We start from the raw sequence: 19,329 nt of genomic DNA, 5'->3' as shown, positions 1-19,329 counted from the left end.
GTCAGACGGCGAAGCCGGCCGGTGTCGGCAGGCCGGGGCTCGTCGCCGCGACCGCCTTGAACAGCCGGCCCATGCCGGCCTCTCCCAGCAGGCGGTCGAGGGCGCTGTCAATATCCGCGGCCTGCGCCGGGGTCGCAAGCCCCTTCAGGGTGGCGGCGCGGGTCCCGATGCCCAGGGCGGAGAGCAGCGCGCCCTGCGTCACCGGCCCCCAGGCGGTGGCCCCGGCCGCCCGCAGCTCCGCCGCCAGCGCCGCGACGTCCACATGCGCCGTCAGGTCCGCCTCGCCCGGCGCCTCCAGCGGGTCGGCGAAGCGGTGCCGCCGCACGGCCTGGAGCGTGTCGCCCACGGCCGGCCCGGCATGGCCGTAATCCACGATCAGGGCGGCGCCGGGCGCCCGCGCCAGCCGGCCGCCGATCTCCCGCGCCACGGCCAGGGAGGCCGGCGACAGCTCGACGACGCTGCCGGGCGGGGCGTCGCGCAGGGCGGGCGGCACCAGCGCGTCGCCGGCGGCCGGGTCCAGCACCCAGGCCAGCCCGCCGTCCGCGTCCAGCCCCACCTTGCGCTCGGCCCAGAGCAGCCGGCCGCGGTGCTCCTGGCGCACGAACTGACGAATCGGCAGGGCATCGAAGAACTCGTTCGCCAGCAGCAGCAGCGGCCCCTCCGGCACCGTCTCCAGCCGGTCGTGCCAGACCGGCGCCAGGGGGGCGGGCAGGGCGGCCAGCGTCGCCGCCTGCCGCTGCCGCAGGGCCGGGCTCGTCTCCACCAGATGCAGGCGCAGGGCGGCGTGGAAGCCGGGCACCCGGGCGGTGGCGCGCAGCGCGTCGGCCATCAGGGTGCCGCGGCCCGGTCCCAGCTCGACCAGGGCGACGCCGGCCGGGCTGCCCATCGTCAGCCAGCAGTGCGCCGCCCAGAGGCCCAGCATCTCCCCGAACATCTGGCTGATCTCGGGGGCGGTGGTGAAGTCGCCGCCGGCCCCCAGCGGGTCGCGGGTGATATAGTAGCCGTGCCGCGGATGGCCCAGGCAGAGCGCCATGTAGGCGCTGACCGGCAGCGGCCCCGTCAGCCGGATCTGCTGTGCGATCACCGCCGCGAGCGGCGTGTCCGCCGGCGGCGGCGGGCTCATCGTCCGGTCGCGGCGGCCGCGGGCGTGCGGGCCGGTCCGAACGGCGCCCGCGTCAGGATCCAGAGGCCGATCAGCACCATCGGCACGGACAGGATCTGGCCCATGGTGACGCCGAAGGCCAGATAGCCGATCTGCACGTCGGGTTCGCGGAAGACCTCGCCCAGGATGCGGGCGATGCCGTAGCCGACCAGGAAGGTGCCCGACAGCGTGCCCGTGCGTTCCCGCACGCCCGGCTTCGACGCCAGCCAGGCCAGCACGGCGAACAGTACCAGCCCTTCCAGCGCCGCCTCGTAGAGCTGGCTCGGGTGGCGCGGCACGCCGCCCGCCCGCGGGTCGGGGAAGATCACGCCCCAGGGCAGGTCCGGCGCCGGCCGGCCCCACAGCTCACCGTTCACGAAGTTGGCGATGCGGCCCAGGAAAAGACCCACCGGCCCGGCCACCGCCACCAGGTCGCCCAGCGCGAAGGGGCTGAAACCGTGCCGCCAGCCATACAGCAGGATGGCCAGCACGATGCCCGCCAGCCCGCCGTGGAAGGACATGCCGCCCGACCAGATCGCCAGGACCTGCACCGGGTGCTGCATATAATAGTCGAGATTGTAGAACAGCACGAAGCCGAGCCGGCCGCCCAGCAGCACGCCGACGATGGCCCAGGTCAGGAACTCCGACAGGTCATCCGGGGTGGGGCGGCCCGGGATCGCCCGGGACAGCCGGGTGCAGTACCACCAGCCGAACAGGAACCCGGCCAGATAGGCCAGGGCGTACCAGCGGATGACGATGGGGCCCAGCTCGACCGCGACGGGGTCGAGGGCGGGGAAGGGGATGCCGGACATCGGACAGGGACTCTAGCGATACGGGTCGGGAGTGGCGAGGTAGTCGCGCACGTAGCGGGCGACGCCCGCCTCCAGGGACGTGAACGGTGCCGTGTAGCCCGCGGCCCGTAGCCGGTCCATGCGCGCCTGCGTGAAATATTGATAACGGCCGCGCAGGATGTCGGGCATCGGCACATATTCGATGGCGGGAGGGCGGCCGGCGGCGATGGACAGGGCAGTGGCCAGATCGTTCCAGGTGCGGGCGTGGCCCGTGCCCAGGTTGAACAGGCCGCTGACCTGCGGGTGCTCGTAGAGCCAGAGCATCACGTCCACGCAGTCGCCGACCCAGACGAAGTCGCGCATCTGTCCGCCGTCGGGATAGTCCGGCAGGTCCGAGGCGAACAGCCGGGCCGGCTCGCCCGCGGCGATGGCGGGCCACATCTTGCAGGCCAGCGAGCGCATCTCGCCCTTGTGGTACTCGTTCGGGCCGTAGACGTTGAAGAATTTCAGCCCGGCCCACTGCCGCGGGCGCCGGCTGCCGGTCAAGCCGCCTTGCAGGATCCGGCGGTCGAACAGGTGCTTGGACCAGCCGTAGGGGTTCAGCGGCCTGAGCGCCGCCAGTGCTCCCGGCGACGGATCATCGTCGAAGCCGGCCGAGCCGTCGCCGTAGGTCGCGGCGGAGGAAGCGTAGATCAGCCGGGTCGCGGTGCGGGTACACCATTCCCAGAGATCCAGGGTCAGACGGAAATTGTTGGTCACGATCAGGTCGGCGTCCGTCTCCGTCGTCTCGGAGACCGCGCCCATGTGGAACACACAGTCGATCTCGCCGGCATGGCGGTCCAGGTAGCGGAACAGCTCCTCCGGCGGGATCAGGTCCCAGAGCGCGCGCTTGCCCAGGTTGCGCCATTTCTCGCCGCGGCCCAGCCGGTCGCAGACGACGACGGGGCCCAGGCCCGCCTCTTCCAGGCCGGCGACCAGGTTCGATCCGATGAAGCCGGCACCGCCGGTGACCACGAGCATGGGCGGCCCCTCCCTGCCGATTCAACGGGCGGACGGCACGTCCGCCGGTCTTGGGTGTTATCGGAGAAGTGTTACAAGGGCGGGGTAGGGTTGTCCACAAGGCGGAGCCCCCGGTCTCCCGGGGTTTTCCCGGCCCGGGCCGGCGGGATGCTTTCCGGGGTTGCGCCGTCCGCGGCGGCACCGCATCTTGCGCCCCCGTCCGGCGGGCCCGGCGGAACCTGCATTGGACAGGCCGGAACCCGCCCGCCATACTGGCGCGCTTCCATCAAGGGGTGATGACCGATGCAGGTCGACAATAAGCTGCTGGATGATCTGGCCCGAGTCGCGAGCAGCGCGGTGGGAGCCCTGACCGGCATCCGCTCGGAGGTCGAGTCCCAGTTCCGCCAGCAGTTCGAGCGTATCCTTTCGCAGATGGACGTGGTGCCGCGCGACGATTTCGAGATGGTGCGGGAGATGGCCACCCGCGCCCGCGCGGCCCAGGAGGAGCTGGAGGACAAGGTCCGCCAGCAGGAGGGGCTGGCCGACCGGGTGACCCGGCTGGAAGCCCTGGTCGCCACGTTGACGGCCCAGCTCGAACTGCTCAGCCCGGACACGCCGCCGAAGCGGCCGCACCGCACGGCCGGCAAGGACGCCGGCCCGGACGCGCAGGCCTGATCCGGACGGCGCCGCACGGGCGGCGCCTGTCCGAACCGTCGCTGAAAGAACGGCCGAAACAGTTCCGCTCGCCGGAACGGCGTCGGGGAAAGTTCATGCACCGGAATACCCGGCCGGCCGGGAATCCGGTTGCGCGCACGGGGGCGCATCTGGCACCGTAAGCCTAGTAGCCCCACGGTCTGGAACCACAACATATCGGCGCTGTCATACATGCTGGGTCGGGCCGGGAGCACGACGCAGCGTGACGGAGCCGGGGCAGCCGGGTTTCCAGACCGGGAACGGGGGGCGGGTTCATCCTTCCCACCGCGCGCGAGAGGAGGGCGCATCATGACGGCCGTATCCGTCGATACCCAGGGCAACACCCACAATCCGCTCGACATCATCGAGGAGATCGTCGTCGCCAACGAATGGCCGTTCGATCGCGCCAGCGAGGAGGAGATGGTTGTCGAGATCGGTGGGCGCTGGTGCGACTACCGGCTCTTCTTCGTCTGGCAGACGGAGGTGAGCGCCATGCAGTTCTCCTGTCAGTTCGACATGAAGGTGCCCGCGCCGCGGCGGCCGTCCATCCACGAGCTGCTGGCCGAGGTGAACTCGAAGATGTGGCTCGGCCATTTCGACGTCTGCCCCGAGGAGCAGACCCCGATGTTCCGCCAGACCCTGCTGCTGCGCGGTGCCCGCGCCGCCAGCGTGGAACAGCTTGAGGATCTGGTGGACATCGCCCTGTCCGAGTGCGAGCGTTACTACCCCGCCTTCCAGTTCGTCATCTGGGGCGGCAAGTCGGCCCAGGAAGCGGTCACGGCCGCCATCCTGGATACGGTCGGGGAAGCCTGATCCCCGCACGGCGGCCGCCCTGGCGCGGCCGCGGCGGACATCGGGACCCGGCCGCAGCAGAACGGCCCGGGAAGACCGGGCCCCGGGAACAGGAGGCGGTTCGGGCATCGGCATGGGTGTTTCGCTGCTGCTGGTGGGATGCGGCAAGATGGGTGGGGCCCTGCTCTCCGGCTGGAGGGCGGCCTCGGTCGCGTCCCGCATCGTCGTGGTGGAGCCGTCTGGCCCCGCCGCGGCTTTTCCGTCCGGGGTGCCGGACGGTGTCGAGGTGGTGACCGGGGCGGAGGCGCTGCCCCCCGGCTTCGTGCCCGACGCGGTGGTCCTGGCGGTCAAGCCGCAGATGATGGACGCCGCGGCGCCCCCCTACGCCCGCTTCGCCGGGACGGCCGTCTACCTCTCCATAGCCGCCGGCCGGACGGTCGGCTCCTTCGAGCGGATGTTCGGCGCCGGGGCCGCCATCGTGCGGGCCATGCCCAACACGCCGGCCGCCATCGGCCGCGGCATCACGGCGGCCGTCGCCAACGCCGCCGTCACGCCGGCGCAGCGCGACCTCTGCACCCGCCTGCTGGCCGCGGCGGGGGAGGTGGCGTGGCTCTCCGACGAGGGCCAGATCGACGCCGTGACCGCCGTGTCCGGCAGCGGCCCGGCCTATGTCTTCCTGCTGGTGGAGGCGCTGGCGAAGGCGGGGGAGGCGGCGGGCCTGCCGCCCGACCTCGCCATGACGCTGGCCCGCGCCACCGTCTCCGGCTCGGGGGAGCTGCTGCACCGGGCCTGCGAACCGGCGGACCAGCTCCGCCGCAACGTCACCAGCCCCGGCGGCACCACCCAGGCCGCGCTGGACGTGCTGATGGCGCCGGACGGGTTGGGGCCGCTGCTCGACCGGGCGGTCGCCGCCGGTGCGCGCCGCTCGCGCGAGCTGGCGGGTTGAGCGGGGCCCGGCCGTGCCGCTTCCCCTCAGCCCCAGCGCCCAGCGCTTCCAGAACCTGATCAACGACCTGGGCCACCCGGTCCATGTCGTGGAGTTCTCCGCCTCCACCCGCACCGCAGCCGAGGCCGCCGCCGTCGTGGGCTGCGAGGTGGCGCAGATCGCCAAGTCGATCATGTTCCGCACCCGTGACAGCGGCCGGCCCGTGCTGGTCGTGGCCAGCGGCAGCAACCGCGTGAACGAGACGGCGGTGGCCCGCCGGCTCGGCCCGCTGATCGGCGGCGAGAAGCTGGCGAAGGCGGATGCGGAATTCGTCCGCGCCAATGCCGGCTATGCCATCGGCGGGGTGCCGCCGCTCGGCCATACGGTGCCGCCGGTGGTGCTGGTGGACCGCGACCTGCTGGCGTTCGACACGGTATGGGCCGCCGCCGGCACACCCTGCGCCGTCTTCCCCGTCGCCCCCGCCACGCTGGTCGCGCTGACCGGCGGGCAGGTGGACGAGGTGACCTGACCGTCGGGCGCGCGCCGGACTTTCCCGCGCGATCCCGCCCGTTCCGGCTGGCCGGACGGGGAGTCCGTCCCCACTTCTAGCCTGTGGCCCCGGGGTTCCGCTTCCGCTGGCGCGGCAGGGACGCAGGGAGCGAAGACGGCAAGGGCCGAAGACAGCAGGAACGGAGACGGCATGAGCAGGAAGTCGGACCCGGACAGGAAGGCCGAGGCGGAGCGGCGCCTGATCGCCGCGGCCATGACCCTGGCGGCGGAGAAGGGCTGGCGCGACCTCACGCTTGCGGAGATCGCAGGGGCGGCGGAGACGTCGCTGGCCGACCTCTACCGTCATTTCCCCGGCAAGCTGGCCCTCCTGCGGGGGATCGCGCGGCAGGCCGACGCGGCCGTGCTGGCCGGTCCTGCGCCCGACATGGGGGAACGGCCGCACGACCGGGTGTTCGACGTGCTGATGCGGCGCTTCGATGCCCTGGAGCCCTACCGGGCCGGGCTGCGCGTCGTCTGGCGGGAACTGCGCGGTGACCCGTCGGCGGCGCTCTGCGTGGCGCCGCAGCTTCCCCGTTCCATGGCCTGGATGCTGGAGGCCGCCGGGCTGCCCGGCGGTGGGCTGGCCGGCATGCTGAAGGCGCGCGGGCTCGCCGCCGTCTGGCTGGCGACCCTGCGCGTCTGGTTCGAGGATGACAGCCCCGACCTTGCCCGCACCATGGCGGCGCTCGACGCCAATCTGCGCCGGGCGGAGGAGGTCTGGAACAGCGTCTCCCGGCCGCGTCGGCGGGCTACCGCGACCGAGGCGCCAGCCCCCTGAAGTGCATGCGATTTTGTGCAGTGCAACAAAAAGATTGACTAAGAAAGCGGCAGCAGGCAGTCTTCGACGCGACTTTGTTGCAGTGCGGCGCAACCCGGACGTGGGGGAACGAATCCATGGCGGCTTCCAAGAATCCCTTCTTCGACTTCGACATGTCCAAGTTCATGGACCCGGCGAAGTTCATGGACGTGACGAAGATGATGGGCGACTTCAAGGTCCCCGGCGTCGATCTCGACCAGATGATGCAGGCCCAGCGCAAGAACATCGAGGCGCTGACCGCCGCCAACCAGCTCGCCTTCGAGGGGTTGCAGGCGGTGATGCGCCGGCAGGTGGAGATCCTGCGCCAGTCGATGGAGGAGGCGTCCTCCAGCGTCTCCGACATGATGGCCGCCGGCACGCCGGAGGAGAAGGTCGCCAAGCAGACCGAGCTGGTGAAGGCCGCCTTCGAGAAGGCGCTCACCAACATGAAGGAAATGGCCGAGATGGTCGCCAAGTCGAACACCGAGGCGGCCGAGGTCCTCTCCAACCGGGTCAAGGAAAGCCTGGAGGAGCTGAAGGTCGCCGTCAGCAAGACGCAGCCGAAGAAGTAGGCCGGCCCGCGGGTGCCGGCGCGGGGCCGACCGGCTCCGCCCGGCCCCTCCCGGCCTTCCTCCCGGACCGGCAGCCGGGTCAGACCGGCAGCCGGACGATGGCGCGCAGGCCCCCGTGCGGGCTGTCGCCCAGCACCACGTCGCCGCCGTGCCGGCGGGCCACGTCGCGGGCGATGGTCATGCCCAGCCCCACGCCCCCGGTTTCGACATTGCGCGACGGTTCCAGCCGGGTGAAGGGGCGGAACACCTCCTCGCGGCGGTCCGGCGGGATGCCGGGGCCGTCATCGTCGATGACGATCTCCACCGCCGTGGCGTCGCGGCGCAGCCCGATCCAGACGTGGCTGCCGTAGCGGCGCGCATTCCCCACCAGATTGGCAAGGCAGCGCTTGAAGGCGTTCGGGCGGATCGGAAGGATGATGCCGCCGGCCTCCCCGTCCTCGCCTCCATCCTTACCCTCGTCCTCGCCGGCCGCCTCCGCCGGCAGCTCCAGGGTGACGGTGGCGCCCTCGCGCCGGGCGTTCGCCGCCACCGCCTCCAGCAGCCGGGCGATATCCACCGGCTGCGGCGCTTCCGCCCCTTCGCCACGGGCGAAGGCCAGATAGCCCTCGATCATCGTCTCCATGTCGGCCACGTCCTGGCGCAGCTCCGCGACCTCCGGCAGGTCGGGCAGCATGGCCAGTTCCAGCTTCATCCGGGTCAGCGGCGTGCGCAGGTCGTGGCTGACCCCGGCCAGCATCTCCGTGCGCTGGCTGATCATGCGCTGGATGCGCTCGCGCATCAGCAGGAAGGCCGCCGCTGCCTGCCGCACCTCCAGCGCGCCCTCCGGCTTGAAGCCGGGCGCGTCGCGGCCCTTGCCGAAGGCGTCAGCCACCACGGCCAGCCGCCGGATCGGACGGATCTGGTTGCGCATGAAGACGATGGCGATGGCGAACAGCACCACCGAGCTGCCGATCATCCACATGATGAAGAGATAGCTGGTGAAGCTGAACAGGCGGCGCTCCGGGCTCATCACCGAGAGCACGCCCTCGTCCATCTGGATGCGGATCTCGATCCACTCGTGCGCCACGGTGGAATCGATCCGCCAGGGCCGCCGGACCCGCTCGTCCAGGGCGCGGCCCAGGGTCTTCTTCAGGATGCCGCGCACCTTCTGCCGGTCGGGGGGCAGGGTCTCCCCCGGCAGCCAGCTCACGAACAGGTCCACGGCGCCCGCGGCCCGCGCCATGGTGCTGGCGCGTTCCTCCTCGCTGCGGTCCTCGTGCAGTTCCTCCACGATCATGGCGATCTCGCCGGCGACGGCGAAGGCCAGACGGTTGGTCATGGTCTCCCAGTGCCGGTCGTAGAAGACGAAGGTGGCGATGACCTGCGCCAGCACCACCGGCGTGGTGATGATCAGCAGCGACCGGCCGAACAGGGTCCGCGGCAGGAACCGCTTCACCCAGGCGAAGGGCCGGGGCCGCCGGCGCCAGACGGCCAAGGGGCGGGACAGCAGTCCGGGGGCGGTCATCTCCGGCTCCGCTCAGTCGGGCCGCAGGACATAGCCCTCGCCGCGCACCGTCTGAAGATAGCGGGGCAGGCGGGGGTCGTCCTCCAGCTTGCGGCGCAGGCGCGTGACCTGCACGTCGATGGTGCGGGCGTTGCACTCCATGCCCACGCGGTCCACCAGTTCCTCCCGGCTGAACACCTCGCCCGGTGCCGTCGCCAGGGTCTTCAGCAGGCCCGCCTCGGCGGGGGTCAGGCGCACGGTCTCCTCGCCGGCGCGCAGTTCCTCCCGCTGCGGGTCGAACGCCCAGCGGCCCAGGCGGATCTCCGCCGGGGCGGCGGCCGGTTTCGCCAGCCGGCGCAGGATCGACTGGATGCGCAGCAGCAGCTCGCGCGGTTCGAACGGCTTGGGCAGGTAGTCGTCGGCCCCGGCCTCCAGCCCGGCGATGCGGTCGTCGGGCTGGCCGCGGGCCGTCAGCAGCAGGATCGGCACGCCGCCCGTGCGGCGCAGGCTGCGGGTCAGGTCCAGCCCGTTCTCGCCGGGCATCATCACGTCCAGCACGATCAGGTCGAAGCACAGCCCCTCCAGCCGCGCCCGTGCCTCGGCCGCGTCCGCCGCCGTGGTCACCAGGAAGCCATGCTGCGACAGGTAGCGCTTCAGCGCCTCACGCAGGCGGGTGTCGTCGTCCACCACCAGGATGTGCGGGGTTTCCTCGGTCATGGCGGGATCATACCGCGCTCCCGGCCCCGCGGCATCCCCCGCCGACCGGACTGGATCTGCGGGGAGGGAAGGGGGCCGGCGTCGGGGGTCAGCGTTTCGGGGCAGGGCCGCGGGCGGGGAACTTGGCGCGGTCGTCCTCGTCCATGATGCCCAGCATGACGGTGCGGAAACCCTCCACCGCCTCGGCCCCGGCGGCGCGGTAGGCGCGGGCGATGCGGGCGCGCTGGGCGTCGGACAGTTCGCGCTCCAACGCCTCGCCCTTGGCGGTCAGGGTCAGCAGGCGCTGGCGGCGGTCGCGGGTGCCGGTGCGCTGCTCGATGTACTCCTGCCCGATCAGGTCGTTCAGCACCCGGCTGAGGCTCTGCTTGGTGATGCGCAAAATCGATAGCAGCTCTGTGATCGTGATCTGGGGATAGCGTCCCACGAAATAGACGACCCTGTGGTGCGCCCGTCCCAGACCGATTTTCTCAAGCATCGCGTCGGGTTCGGCGGTAAAGTCGCGATAGGCGTAGAACAGCAGCTCGATCCCCTGCCGCAGTTCCTCCTCGCGGAGGAAGAGGGGGTTGGCGCCGGTTTTTATGTCAGCCATGTTGACTTTTTTCTGAAAGATCGTAACGTCCGAGCTGTCCACCCGGACACATTCTGACCCGGGCGTAAGCCATGAGGAACCGACCTGCGATGTCCATCATCCCCTTCCACGACCGCGACGGCGTTATCTGGTTCGACGGCGAGATGGTGCCGTGGCGCGATGCCAAGATCCACGTCCTGACGCACGGCCTGCATTATGCAAGTTGTGTATTCGAAGGGGAGCGGGTTTACAACGGCAAGGTCTTCAAGCTGGCCGAGCATTCGGAGCGGCTGGTCAGGTCGGCGGAAATCCTCGGTTTCCGCATTCCCTTCAGCGCGGCGGAGATCGAGAAGGCGACGAACGACGTCGTCAAGGCCGCGGGCATGGTCAACGGTTATGTCCGGCCGGTCGCCTGGCGCGGCAGCGAGATGATGGGCGTCTCCGCCCAGGCGAACAAGATCCACCTCGCCATCGCCGCGTGGGAATGGCCCAGCTATTTCTCGCCCGAATTGCGGATGAAGGGCATCTCGCTCCAGATCTCCAAGTGGCGGCGGCCGGCGCCCGACACCGCGCCCACGGCCAGCAAGGCGGCCGGCCTCTACATGATCTGCACCATGTCCAAGCATGCGGCCGAGAATGACGGCTTCCAGGACGCGCTGATGCTGGACTACCGCGGCCTCGTCGCGGAGGCGACGGGCGCCAACATCTTCCTGGTCAAGGATGGCGCGATCCATACCCCGACGCCGGACTGCTTCCTCGACGGCATCACCCGCCGCACCGTCATCGGCCTCGCCCGCCGGCGCGGCTACACGGTGGTGGAGCGGGCGATCGGCGCCGACGAGTTGAAGGACTTCACCGAGGTCTTCCTCACCGGCACCGCCGCCGAGGTCACCGCCGTCGGCCGCATCGGGGACATCACCTACACCCCGGGCGAGGTCACGAAGGCCCTGATGCTGGACTACGACGCGCTGGTGAACGGCCGCCTCGCGGACGCCGCCGCGGCCGAGTAACGCCGCCCGACCCGGTCCCGCCCGTCTCCCGCCGCCCACGGCGGGGGAGGGGCGGCGATCCGCGTCCTCCGGCCGCGCCATCCGTGTCCGTCGGCGCCTGCCGCGGGCTTGTCGCGCCGGAAACACGGATGAACACGGATTGTCCGGATGAACACGGATGAAGGGTCCGGGCGCCGCAGGCGCCGGTGACCGTCCGCCTGCCCGGCTCGCCGGGGGGCTCCGGAAAGTACCGACGGGTGCCGTTCCGATCCGTGTCATCCGTGGTGATCCGCGCCATCCGTGTCCGTCGACATCAGCCGCGGGCCGGTCGCGCCGGAAACACGGATAACGGCTGCGGGCTCCGGGGCGTCAGCCTGCGGCCAGATGTTCGGCGGGGGCCTCGGTCAGGGCGGGCAGGCGCACGGTGACGACGGTGCCGTGGCCGGGGCGGCTGTCGATCGCCATCGAACCGCCCAGCATCTCCACGAAGCGCCGGGTCAGCGGCAGCCCCAGCCCGGTGCCCTTGGGATGCGGGCGGTCGGGGCTGCGCACCTGGCCGAACGGGCGCAGGGCGGTGGCGAGGTCCTGCGGCGCGATGCCGATGCCGGTGTCGCGGATCACCAGGATGCAGGCCCCGCCGTCGCGGTCGGCGCTGACATCCACGGTCACGCTGCCGCCCTTGGGCGTGAACTTGATGGCGTTGGAGGCGAGGTTCAGGACGATCTGCCTGATCTTCTCCGGGTCGCTGCGCAGCCGCAGCGGCGCTTCCGGCACGCTCACGCAGAGGGAGACGCCGCCGATCTCGGCAAGCTGGCGCAGCAGGCGGATGCTGTCCTGCACCGTGCGGCCGATGTCGATGTCCCGCAGCTCGATCTCGTCCTGGCCGGATTCCGCCTTGGCCAGATCCATGGTGCCTTCCACCAGCGCCAGCAGGTGCTCGGCCGCGGTGTGGATGTCGTGGGCATACTCGGCATAGTGCGGGTCGCCCAGCGGGCCGTAGGCCTCCGCCACCAGCAGGTCGGAGAAGCCCAGAATGGCGTTCAGGGGCGTGCGCAGCTCATGCGTCGCGTTCGCCAGGAACTCGCTCTTGCGCCGGCTCTCCTCGCGCGAATGTTCAAGCTGTTCGGCCAGTTGCCGCTCGGCATGGCGCAGCACCTCCATCACCTCCGACAGGCGCTGGGTGCTCTCCTTGACCATGCTCTCCAGGATCACGTTCTGGTGCCGGAGCTGGCGTTGCAGGAACTGCGCCTGGGCCACGTTGGCGAGGCGGGCCAGCAGCTCGTGCGGGTCGAAGGGGCGGCCGATGAAGTCGCGGGCGCCGCGGCGCAGGGCTTCCAGCCGCAGATTCCGGTCGGAATGGCCGGTGACCAGGATGACCGCGGGCTCCACCTCCAGCCGGGCGGCCTGGAGCGCGTCCATCACCTGCAACCCGTCCAGGTGCGGCATCACATAGTCGAGCAGGATGACATCCGGCTTGTGCTCGCGGCATTCCGCAACAGCCGTGCGCGGGTCGCGGACCGCGTGGACGGCGGTATAGCCGTCCTGGCGCAGCATGTCGGAAAGCTGGGCGAGATGGGTCCGGCTGTCATCGACGACCAGGATGGTACAGGTCCGCTGTCCCTGGGTCATACTTTCTTGATCGCTCTCACAAACCGGCGGCGATCCTATCGCTATCTAAGGGTCCCTGTCTCCGGATACTTTCGCACGGCTGTGCCGCTGCCGGATGGACTACCACCTTCGGGCCGCGGCCTCATCCTCGACCCGGGCCTCCACCCAGTGGTCACCCCCCGCCGTCTCCTCCCGCTTCCAGAAGGGGGCGCGGGTCTTCAGCCAGTCCATCAGGAACTGGCAGGCGGTGAAGGCGGCATCGCGGTGGGCGCTGGCACAGGCCACCAGCACGATGCGGTCGCCCGGCTCCAGCCGGCCGTGGCGGTGGATCACCAGCACCGACTCCAGCGGCCAGCGCGCCCGTGCCTCGGCCGCGATGGCGGCGATCTGGCGCTCCGTCATGCCGGGATAGTGTTCCAGGGTCAGGGCCCGGACGGCGGCGGCGTCCGCATCATCGTCCGCGGCGCCGGGATGCAGGTCGCGCACCAGCCCGACGAAGCAGGCCAGCCCGCCGATCCGCGGATTGCCGCGGGTCAGGGCCGCCAGCTCGGCGCCGACGTCGAAATCCTCCGCCTGCACGCGCACCGTCACGGGGGGCCTCAGCCGCCGGTGACCGGCGGGAACAGCGCCACCTCGTCCCCCGGCCGGACCGGATGCTCGAAGGGGACGTATTCCTGGTTCACGGCCACCTTCACGACGGCCAGATTGGCCAGCGCATCGGCATAGCCAGGACCGCGCCCCTTCAGCCAGTCGATCAGGCCGGCCACGTCCGTCACCCCGGGCGGTGGCTCCACCGTCTCTTCGGACAGGCCGACCTTGGTGCGCAGCCAGGCGAAATAGAGCAGCTTCACAGTAATCCTCCCCGCGGTCTCGCCCCCATACATAGCGCACCCGTCCGACGACGGAAGCCCGGAAGCGGCGGCGGACCGGCGGGGAGGGCGTCAGCCCCGGCCGTCACTCGTACTCGGCCCAGGTGCTGCCGTCATTGCGGTTGTAGCGGATGCGGATCACCGAGGTCCGGCACAGGTCGAAGCCGTTCCAGACGGCCTCCTCGCCATCGTCATAGACGACTTTGAGGTCCCACTTGCACGACTTCTCCTTGTAGGGAAAGGAGATCTGGACGCGGTCGCCGTCCTCCAGGACGTCGCGGCCCATTACGTCCTCCTCCCAGTCGTCCGTCTTGGCCGAGGAGACATAGACTTCGGAGATCGTGTAGCCGGTCTTGTTGACCAGGGTGAAATCCTGCCGGCCGTCGGCCAGGGCGGCCCCGGCAAGAAGGACGGGGACCAGGACACTTGCAGCAAGCGCGCGACGGATCATGGAATCCTCATCGTCAGGCCGCCGACCGTCCGGCGGCACGACAAAAGAATTACCCATTATTGATGTCAATGTCGAGATGCAGTCCAGGCGGCGTCACCGCATACAAGAAACGCCCCTGAAATCTTCTCTTCCGATGTTCTGATGCCCCGGTGTCCTGGTTTGCTCTGGTTTTATCTTGTATGGGGGGTGCGCTTGTCGGGATCTGTGCCGCGCCGGCCCCGACGTCGGCCCGGCCTCAGGTCCGCGCCTCGGTCGCCCGCGGCGGCTTTTCCGGCAAGGGCGCCAGCATGTGGCGCAGGCCGGCGCGCAGATAGTCCCAGCCGGTGACCAGGGTCAGCAGGGCGGCGACCCACAGACCGGCCTCGCCGATCAGGGTGGTGGGCAGCCAGCCGGGACCGTCGTCGCCGACGATCAGCACGCCGATGGCCCCCATCTGGATGCCGGTCTTCCACTTCGCCAGCCGGCTGACCGGCACGCCCACCTGCAACCCGGCCAGGAATTCGCGCAGGCCCGACACCATGACCTCGCGCAGCAGGATGACGACGGCGGCGATCACGGCCCAGCCGGCCACCTTGTCCACCGCCACCAGCATCATCAGCACGGCGGCGACCAGCAGCTTGTCGGCGATCGGGTCCAGGAACTTGCCGATGACGCTCTCCTCCCGCCAGGCGCGGGCCAGGTAACCGTCGAACCAGTCGGTGATGCCGGCCGCCGCGAACAGGGCGCAGGCGGTGTAGGCGGCCGACGGCCCCGGCACGAAGAACAGCGCCACGATCACCGGAATGACGACGATCCGGGACAGGGTCAGGATGTTGGGCAGGCTGGTCAGCATCGGCGTCCAAACACTTCGCGGTCCATGGCAGACCGGGTCGCCCCGGCTGCTGGCGGAACCGGGCGCAGCCGCGTCCGGTTCCCTGGCCCGGTTCCGGGCCGGGCCCATCCTAGCCGTCCGGATGGAAGTGGTCATAGATGATTCTGGCCACCGCCTCGCTGATCCCCTCGACGCTGGCGAGGTCCTGCAATCCGGCGCGGGAGACGGCGCGGGCGGAGCCGAAATGGTGCAGCAGCGCCTTCTTGCGCCGCGGCCCGATGCCGGCGATCTCGTCCAGCGGGCTGGCGCCCAGCGCCTTCTCCCGCCGCGCCCGGTGGGTGCCGATGGCGAAGCGGTGCGCCTCGTCGCGCAGACGCTGGAGGTAGTAGAGGACGGGGCTCTTCGGATCGAGTCCGAAGGGCGGACGGCCGGGCAGGAAGAAGCGCTCGCGGCCGGCGTCGCGGTCCGGTCCCTTGGCGATGCCGGCCAGCGGCACGTCGTCGATGCCCAGCTCGGCCAGCACCTCCAGCGCCACGGCAAGCTGGCCCTCGCCGCCGTCGATCAGCAGCAGGTCGGGCCAGGTGCCGCCCGTGCGCTCCGGGTCCTCCTTCAGGGCCCGCTCGAAGCGCCGGGTCAGCACCTCCCGCATCATGGCGTAGTCGTCGCCGGCGGCGGTCGGGTCCTTGATGTTGAACTTGCGGTAGGCGGACTTCAGGAAGCCCTCGGGGCCGGCCACGATCATGCCGCCCACGGCGTTGGTGCCCTGGATATGGGAGTTGTCGTAGACCTCGATCCGCTGCGGCGGTTCCGCCAGACCGAAGACCTCGGCCACCCCGGCCAGCAGCTTCGCCTGACTGCCGCTCTCGGCCAGCCGGCGGCCGTGCGCCTCCCGCGCGTTGGTCAGGGCATGGTCCACCACGCGGCGCTTGTCGCCGCGCTTCGGGGCCACCAGCGCCACCCTGTGCCCGGCGCGCACCGACAGCGCCTCCTGCAACAGCGCGTGCTCGGGCAGGTCCTCGCTGACCAGCACCAGCTCCGGGGCGGCCTTGTTCTCATAGAACTGGGCGACGAAGGCGGAGAGCACCTCGGGCGTGTCCTGGGCCTTGTCGTGGCTGGGGAAATAGGCGCGGTTGCCGTAGTTGCGGCCGCCGCGGAAGAAGAAGACCTGGATGCAGGTGACGCCGCCGTCCTGGTGCGCGGCGATCACGTCGGCATCCTCCACGCCTTCGACATTGATGTCCTGGTGCGCCTGGATCGCGGTCAGGGCGCGGATGCGGTCGCGCAGCTTGGCCGCCGTCTCGAACTCCAGGGACTCGGCCGCGTCCTGCATGGCCTGGGCCAGCCGGGCCTGCACCTCGGAGCTGCGGCCCGACAGGAAGGATTTCGCCTCGGCCACCTGGGCGGCGTAGCCGGCCTCGCCGACGCGGCCGACGCAGGGTGCGGTGCAGCGCTTGATCTGGAACTGGAGGCAGGGCCGTGTCCGGCTGGCGAACACCGTGTCGGCGCAGGTGCGGATCTGGAAGGCGCGTTGCAGCGCCGTCATCACCCGGTTCACCGCCCCGGCGCTGGCGAAGGGCCCGTAATAGCTGCCGGCGCGGTCGCGGGCGCCGCGGTGCTTGGTGAGCTGGGGGAAGGGGTGATCGCCCGTGATCAGGATGTGCGGGAAGCTCTTGTCGTCCCGCAGCAGCACGTTGTAGCGCGGCATCAGCCGCTTGATCAGGTTCGACTCCAGCAGCAGCGCCTCCACCTCGGTGTGGGTGGTGACGAACTCCATGGTGACCGTCTCGGCCACCATCCGTTGCAGGCGCACGGGCAGCTTGGCGACCTGGGTGTAGTTGGTGACGCGCCGCTTCAGGTTCCGCGCCTTGCCGACATAGAGCACGTCACCCTCGGCGCTCAGCATGCGGTAGACGCCGGGCCGGTCGGGCAGGGTGCGCAGATAGCCCTTGATCGTCTCCACCCCCCGGGCCAGGTCCGCCACGCTGCCGCGCCGCCGCCGTCCCGGGCGCGCCTCGGCGGGGGCGGTTCCCCCGGCGCCCTCTCCTCCGCTCTCCGCGGGGCTCCCGGTTTCCGTCGGCCCTTCCTCCGGCCCGCCCTCCGGCCCACCAGGGGCGGGGCGGACAGGACTGTCCACCGCCGGGGCATTCACAGGCGGCAGGGTTTCCGCGTCCTGCGGGGGAGGCGTCTCGTCGGGGTGCATGCCGCTCATGTGGCCGATCCCGCCGCGGCGGTCAACGCGGGTGACGGGCAACCCCGGCATGCCGCCCCCGGAGTACCCACGGGGCGGCTCCCGGAACGCTTCCCGGAGCGCATCTGGGGGGCACGGGGATGCCGCCGATCCGCAGCCCGCCCGCCACGGCCGGGGCGGACGGTCGAATCGTCCGGCCCCACCCTTCGGAGAGGGGTAGTCGGGAAGTCATCCACGATTCCTGTGGATAACTCTGCGGATAAGCCCTGGTCTGTGCTGTGGGACCCTAAGCGCCCCGCGGCTTTCACGTCCCTGCCCAATTCTTGGGCAGGAAATATGACAGCCTTGATTTCATTGACAATTTTTCAAGTCAAGGGGTCACTGTCCCGTCACATGGCGGATTTTTCGGCTTGACAGGCAGGGGGGTACGGCCCAGGCGGGGGGTGTGCAAAACTTCGGCTTCCTTTATTTCAGGGACCGAACCATCCTTGGGTCAGGACCACCGCCGCCCCCCACCTCAAGAGCGGCGCCAAGGGCTTGGCCCCGCCCTTTCACGCGGATATGCAGGTTCTCCCCGCCGGGTGCCGGGACGGCACCGCAGACCGGAGTCCTCGGGCGGATGCCCGTTTCCTGCCTCCGTCGCTGCCTCCGTCCCTGCGCCCGTCCGCGACCCTGTGTCCGCTTCCCCGGACCGGGCTCACGACCCGCCCGGCAGGACCGAGGTCGGCAGCGCCCAGCCCATGTGCTCGCCGGAATCCAGCGCCAGCATCTGGCCGGTCAGGGACGGTGTCTCCAGGATGAAATGGATGGCGCGGCAGACCTCCTCCACGCCCACGCGCCGGCGCAGCGGCAGGCTGCGGGCATGTTCGTCGGGGTCCAGCGGCGGCGTTGCCGCGGCCGGGGTGGCGCCCTTGGCGTCGGCTTCCCGCGCCGGGCGGAACTCCTGCCCCGGGCCGATGCCGTTGACCCGGATGCGCGGGGCCAGCGCCAGCGCCAGCGTGCGGGTCAGGGTCCACAGCCCGGCCTTCGACACGGTGTAGCTCAGATAGTGCGGCGTCAGGTTCAGCACGCGCTGGTCCAGCACGTTGATGACACAGCCGCTCTCGCTCTCGGGAAGCTGCCGGGCGAAGTGCTGGATCAGCACGAACGGCGCCCGCAGGTTCGTCTCCATGTGCCGGTCCCAGCAGCGCCGGGTGGCGGTCATGGCCGTATCGTCCTCGAAGACGGAGGCGGCGTTGACCAGCAGGGTCAGCGCTCCCAGCGTCTGGCAGGCCTGCGGGATCAGCTCCGCCGTGTCGGCCTCGCTCGCCAGATTGGCCTGGAGCGCGTGGGCCGTGCCGCCGTTGCGGCGGATGTTGGCGACCACCTGGTCGGCCAGATCCTTCTGGGTGAAGTAGTGGACGCCCACGGTCCAGCCGTGGGTCCCCAGATCCTCTGCGATGGCGGCTCCCACGCCCTTCGCCGCCCCCGTCACCAGCACCGCCTTCTTCGCCATCACCGGCATCGTCGCTCCCCCACCTGCGATCCGTACCCCTGTCGCCCGGCAGCGTAACGCCACGGCCGGGCGCGTGGCAGCGGCGATATGGCATGCGCGGCGGAGGGGACCCCGCAAAGGTGACAGGGGACGGCAAAAGGGCTAAGCAAGCCCCATGCTCTCCGCGCTTCCGCAACAGACGGGCCTGACGCCCGGCGAACTGGTCGCAGCCGGCGCCCTGGCGCTGGTGCTGGCCGTGCTCGTCCTGGTGCTGCTGCTGGCGCTGGTCTCGCGGCGGCGCCGGATGCCGTCGGCGCGGCAGTACGACGCCGACCTCTACAAGCGCCGCATCGTGCTGGACGAGCTGCCCTTCGAGGCGATCCACGATGTCCGCATCCATGACGGGCATGGCAAGGTGCTGAAGGTGGACCATGTGCTGCGGCTGCCGGCTTCGGTGCTGCTGGTCCATTCCGGCCCGCACGACGTGGTCGGGCCGGTGAAGGCCAATGCCGGGTCCGGCCTCTGGCGCTATGTCGCGCCGGGGGGCAAGGTCGGCAGCTTCCCCAATCCGGTGGTCAGGCTGCATCCCCTGATCCAGGCGATCCGTGGCCGCTTCCCGCTGGTCCGCATCCGGGTGCTGACGGTGTTCCCGCGCAGCGCCGACCTCGGCCCCCGGCCGCCCAAGGGGACCTGCGTCATGGACGATTTCGCCAAGGCGATCCGCGACATGGCGGCGGAGGACGGGGGCGCCTCGCCGGCCCTGGACGCGGCCTGGGACACCCTGTCCAAGGCGTTCTCCCAGGCCAGCGGCCGCACCGGCGGGCGTGCCGGGGCGAACAGAACGGGATCGGGCACTGGAACGACGGGCCGCCGCGTCCTATCCTAGGGGCATGCCCCAGGACCGCCCCGACAC

The 19,329-nt window shown here is 70.7% G+C and carries 21 protein-coding genes; 8 read left to right on the top strand and 13 right to left on the bottom strand.

All coding sequences use genetic code 11. The annotated features are described in order from the left end of the window. Position 1: 1 nt before the first annotated feature. Genes ACFQPS_RS09485 through rfaD form a run of 3 tightly spaced genes read right to left on the bottom strand, consistent with a single transcriptional unit; the run spans position 2 to position 2,952 of the window. Positions 2-1,123 (bottom strand): class I SAM-dependent methyltransferase, encoded by a 1,122-nt coding sequence (locus tag ACFQPS_RS09485; protein WP_377358446.1) that lies wholly within the window; start codon positions 1,121-1,123, stop codon positions 2-4. Beyond that, the gene (gene lgt / locus ACFQPS_RS09480; RefSeq protein WP_377358445.1) at positions 1,120-1,953 is read right to left on the bottom strand and encodes a prolipoprotein diacylglyceryl transferase; all 834 of its coding nucleotides are present in this window, start codon (positions 1,951-1,953) and stop codon (positions 1,120-1,122) included. The genes ACFQPS_RS09485 and lgt overlap by 4 nt, the downstream gene beginning before the upstream one ends. A gap of 12 nt (positions 1,954-1,965) precedes the next feature. Next, entirely contained in the window at positions 1,966-2,952 is a 987-nt protein-coding gene (gene rfaD, locus ACFQPS_RS09475) for an ADP-glyceromanno-heptose 6-epimerase (RefSeq protein WP_377358443.1), read from the bottom strand. Between the two features lie 282 nt (positions 2,953-3,234). Between rfaD and ACFQPS_RS09470 the strand changes: the two genes are divergently transcribed. From ACFQPS_RS09470 to ACFQPS_RS09445, 6 genes are all read left to right on the top strand, one after another. After that, a complete protein-coding gene (locus ACFQPS_RS09470; RefSeq protein ID WP_377358442.1) occupies positions 3,235-3,606 on the top strand; it encodes an accessory factor UbiK family protein in 372 nt (123 codons plus the stop codon). 327 nt (positions 3,607-3,933) lie between these two features. Next, entirely contained in the window at positions 3,934-4,437 is a 504-nt protein-coding gene (locus ACFQPS_RS09465; RefSeq protein WP_377358440.1) for a type III secretion system chaperone family protein, read from the top strand. A 112-nt stretch (positions 4,438-4,549) separates the two neighbouring features. Then, entirely contained in the window at positions 4,550-5,362 is an 813-nt protein-coding gene (gene proC / locus ACFQPS_RS09460) for a pyrroline-5-carboxylate reductase (protein ID WP_377358439.1), read from the top strand. Positions 5,363-5,375: 13 nt separating this feature from the next. Then, a complete protein-coding gene (locus ACFQPS_RS09455; RefSeq protein ID WP_377358437.1) occupies positions 5,376-5,870 on the top strand; it encodes a YbaK/EbsC family protein in 495 nt (164 codons plus the stop codon). 171 nt (positions 5,871-6,041) lie between these two features. Then, the gene (locus ACFQPS_RS09450) at positions 6,042-6,668 is read left to right on the top strand and encodes a TetR family transcriptional regulator (RefSeq protein WP_377358435.1); all 627 of its coding nucleotides are present in this window, start codon (positions 6,042-6,044) and stop codon (positions 6,666-6,668) included. Between the two features lie 116 nt (positions 6,669-6,784). After that, positions 6,785-7,258, top strand: coding sequence for a phasin family protein (locus tag ACFQPS_RS09445; RefSeq protein ID WP_012567076.1), 474 nt, complete (start codon positions 6,785-6,787; stop codon positions 7,256-7,258). 79 nt (positions 7,259-7,337) lie between these two features. Here ACFQPS_RS09445 and ACFQPS_RS09440 read toward each other — a convergent pair whose 3' ends face one another. The 3 genes from ACFQPS_RS09440 to ACFQPS_RS09430 form a co-directional block, all read right to left on the bottom strand. Further along, positions 7,338-8,762: an ATP-binding protein gene (locus ACFQPS_RS09440; protein WP_377358433.1), complete on the bottom strand. Its 1,425-nt coding sequence runs from the start codon at positions 8,760-8,762 to the stop codon at positions 7,338-7,340. 12 nt (positions 8,763-8,774) lie between these two features. Next, positions 8,775-9,458, bottom strand: coding sequence for a response regulator (locus tag ACFQPS_RS09435; protein WP_377358431.1), 684 nt, complete (start codon positions 9,456-9,458; stop codon positions 8,775-8,777). An 88-nt stretch (positions 9,459-9,546) separates the two neighbouring features. Continuing rightward, positions 9,547-10,047 carry a MarR family winged helix-turn-helix transcriptional regulator gene (locus ACFQPS_RS09430; protein WP_012567073.1) on the bottom strand — a complete coding sequence of 167 codons (501 nt, stop codon included), beginning with the start codon at positions 10,045-10,047 and terminating at the stop codon, positions 9,547-9,549. 89 nt (positions 10,048-10,136) lie between these two features. On the opposite strand from ACFQPS_RS09430, the gene ACFQPS_RS09425 reads away from it, so the two are divergent. Further along, a complete protein-coding gene (locus ACFQPS_RS09425; protein ID WP_377358428.1) occupies positions 10,137-11,036 on the top strand; it encodes a branched-chain amino acid aminotransferase in 900 nt (299 codons plus the stop codon). Between the two features lie 348 nt (positions 11,037-11,384). On the opposite strand, the gene ACFQPS_RS09420 is transcribed toward ACFQPS_RS09425, so the two are convergent. From ACFQPS_RS09420 to ACFQPS_RS09390, 7 genes are all read right to left on the bottom strand, one after another. Next, the gene (locus ACFQPS_RS09420; protein ID WP_377358427.1) at positions 11,385-12,644 is read right to left on the bottom strand and encodes a hybrid sensor histidine kinase/response regulator; all 1,260 of its coding nucleotides are present in this window, start codon (positions 12,642-12,644) and stop codon (positions 11,385-11,387) included. A gap of 99 nt (positions 12,645-12,743) precedes the next feature. Continuing rightward, complete coding sequence (locus ACFQPS_RS09415; protein ID WP_377358425.1) at positions 12,744-13,214, bottom strand: molybdenum cofactor biosynthesis protein MoaE; 471 nt, start codon at positions 13,212-13,214, stop codon at positions 12,744-12,746. Between the two features lie 8 nt (positions 13,215-13,222). Then, a complete protein-coding gene (gene moaD, locus ACFQPS_RS09410; RefSeq protein ID WP_012567069.1) occupies positions 13,223-13,474 on the bottom strand; it encodes a molybdopterin converting factor subunit 1 in 252 nt (83 codons plus the stop codon). A 103-nt stretch (positions 13,475-13,577) separates the two neighbouring features. Beyond that, positions 13,578-13,943 (bottom strand): hypothetical protein, encoded by a 366-nt coding sequence (locus ACFQPS_RS09405; RefSeq protein WP_041785264.1) that lies wholly within the window; start codon positions 13,941-13,943, stop codon positions 13,578-13,580. Between the two features lie 235 nt (positions 13,944-14,178). Continuing rightward, on the bottom strand, positions 14,179-14,775 hold the full coding sequence (pgsA, locus tag ACFQPS_RS09400) for a CDP-diacylglycerol--glycerol-3-phosphate 3-phosphatidyltransferase (RefSeq protein WP_377358422.1): 597 nt from the start codon (positions 14,773-14,775) through the stop codon (positions 14,179-14,181). A gap of 109 nt (positions 14,776-14,884) precedes the next feature. After that, complete coding sequence (gene uvrC, locus ACFQPS_RS09395; RefSeq protein WP_377358420.1) at positions 14,885-16,963, bottom strand: excinuclease ABC subunit UvrC; 2,079 nt, start codon at positions 16,961-16,963, stop codon at positions 14,885-14,887. Between the two features lie 676 nt (positions 16,964-17,639). Next, positions 17,640-18,437 carry an SDR family oxidoreductase gene (locus tag ACFQPS_RS09390; RefSeq protein WP_377358418.1) on the bottom strand — a complete coding sequence of 266 codons (798 nt, stop codon included), beginning with the start codon at positions 18,435-18,437 and terminating at the stop codon, positions 17,640-17,642. 154 nt (positions 18,438-18,591) lie between these two features. Between ACFQPS_RS09390 and ACFQPS_RS09385 the strand changes: the two genes are divergently transcribed. After that, positions 18,592-19,302, top strand: coding sequence for a hypothetical protein (locus ACFQPS_RS09385; RefSeq protein WP_377358416.1), 711 nt, complete (start codon positions 18,592-18,594; stop codon positions 19,300-19,302). The last annotated feature ends 27 nt before the right edge of the window (positions 19,303-19,329 follow it).

Source organism: Rhodocista pekingensis (assembly GCF_042665545.1).
In the GTDB taxonomy this organism is placed as follows: domain Bacteria; phylum Pseudomonadota; class Alphaproteobacteria; order Azospirillales; family Azospirillaceae; genus Rhodocista; species Rhodocista pekingensis.
This window is presented reverse-complemented; position numbering and strand designations above follow the sequence as displayed.

Coding starts and splice junctions, on each gene's coding strand:
- uvrC (WP_377358420.1), bottom strand. CDS start 16,963: ATGAGCGGCATGCACCCCGACGAGACGCCTCCCCCGCAGGACGCGGAA.
- ACFQPS_RS09485 (WP_377358446.1), bottom strand. CDS start 1,123: ATGAGCCCGCCGCCGCCGGCGGACACGCCGCTCGCGGCGGTGATCGCA.
- ACFQPS_RS09470 (WP_377358442.1), top strand. CDS start 3,235: ATGCAGGTCGACAATAAGCTGCTGGATGATCTGGCCCGAGTCGCGAGC.
- pgsA (WP_377358422.1), bottom strand. CDS start 14,775: ATGCTGACCAGCCTGCCCAACATCCTGACCCTGTCCCGGATCGTCGTC.
- ACFQPS_RS09435 (WP_377358431.1), bottom strand. CDS start 9,458: ATGACCGAGGAAACCCCGCACATCCTGGTGGTGGACGACGACACCCGC.
- ACFQPS_RS09405 (WP_041785264.1), bottom strand. CDS start 13,943: ATGATCCGTCGCGCGCTTGCTGCAAGTGTCCTGGTCCCCGTCCTTCTT.
- ACFQPS_RS09465 (WP_377358440.1), top strand. CDS start 3,934: ATGACGGCCGTATCCGTCGATACCCAGGGCAACACCCACAATCCGCTC.
- ACFQPS_RS09450 (WP_377358435.1), top strand. CDS start 6,042: ATGAGCAGGAAGTCGGACCCGGACAGGAAGGCCGAGGCGGAGCGGCGC.
- proC (WP_377358439.1), top strand. CDS start 4,550: ATGGGTGTTTCGCTGCTGCTGGTGGGATGCGGCAAGATGGGTGGGGCC.
- ACFQPS_RS09440 (WP_377358433.1), bottom strand. CDS start 8,762: ATGACCGCCCCCGGACTGCTGTCCCGCCCCTTGGCCGTCTGGCGCCGG.
- ACFQPS_RS09390 (WP_377358418.1), bottom strand. CDS start 18,437: ATGGCGAAGAAGGCGGTGCTGGTGACGGGGGCGGCGAAGGGCGTGGGA.
- ACFQPS_RS09420 (WP_377358427.1), bottom strand. CDS start 12,644: ATGACCCAGGGACAGCGGACCTGTACCATCCTGGTCGTCGATGACAGC.
- rfaD (WP_377358443.1), bottom strand. CDS start 2,952: ATGCTCGTGGTCACCGGCGGTGCCGGCTTCATCGGATCGAACCTGGTC.
- ACFQPS_RS09425 (WP_377358428.1), top strand. CDS start 10,137: ATGTCCATCATCCCCTTCCACGACCGCGACGGCGTTATCTGGTTCGAC.
- lgt (WP_377358445.1), bottom strand. CDS start 1,953: ATGTCCGGCATCCCCTTCCCCGCCCTCGACCCCGTCGCGGTCGAGCTG.
- ACFQPS_RS09430 (WP_012567073.1), bottom strand. CDS start 10,047: ATGGCTGACATAAAAACCGGCGCCAACCCCCTCTTCCTCCGCGAGGAG.
- ACFQPS_RS09445 (WP_012567076.1), top strand. CDS start 6,785: ATGGCGGCTTCCAAGAATCCCTTCTTCGACTTCGACATGTCCAAGTTC.
- ACFQPS_RS09385 (WP_377358416.1), top strand. CDS start 18,592: ATGCTCTCCGCGCTTCCGCAACAGACGGGCCTGACGCCCGGCGAACTG.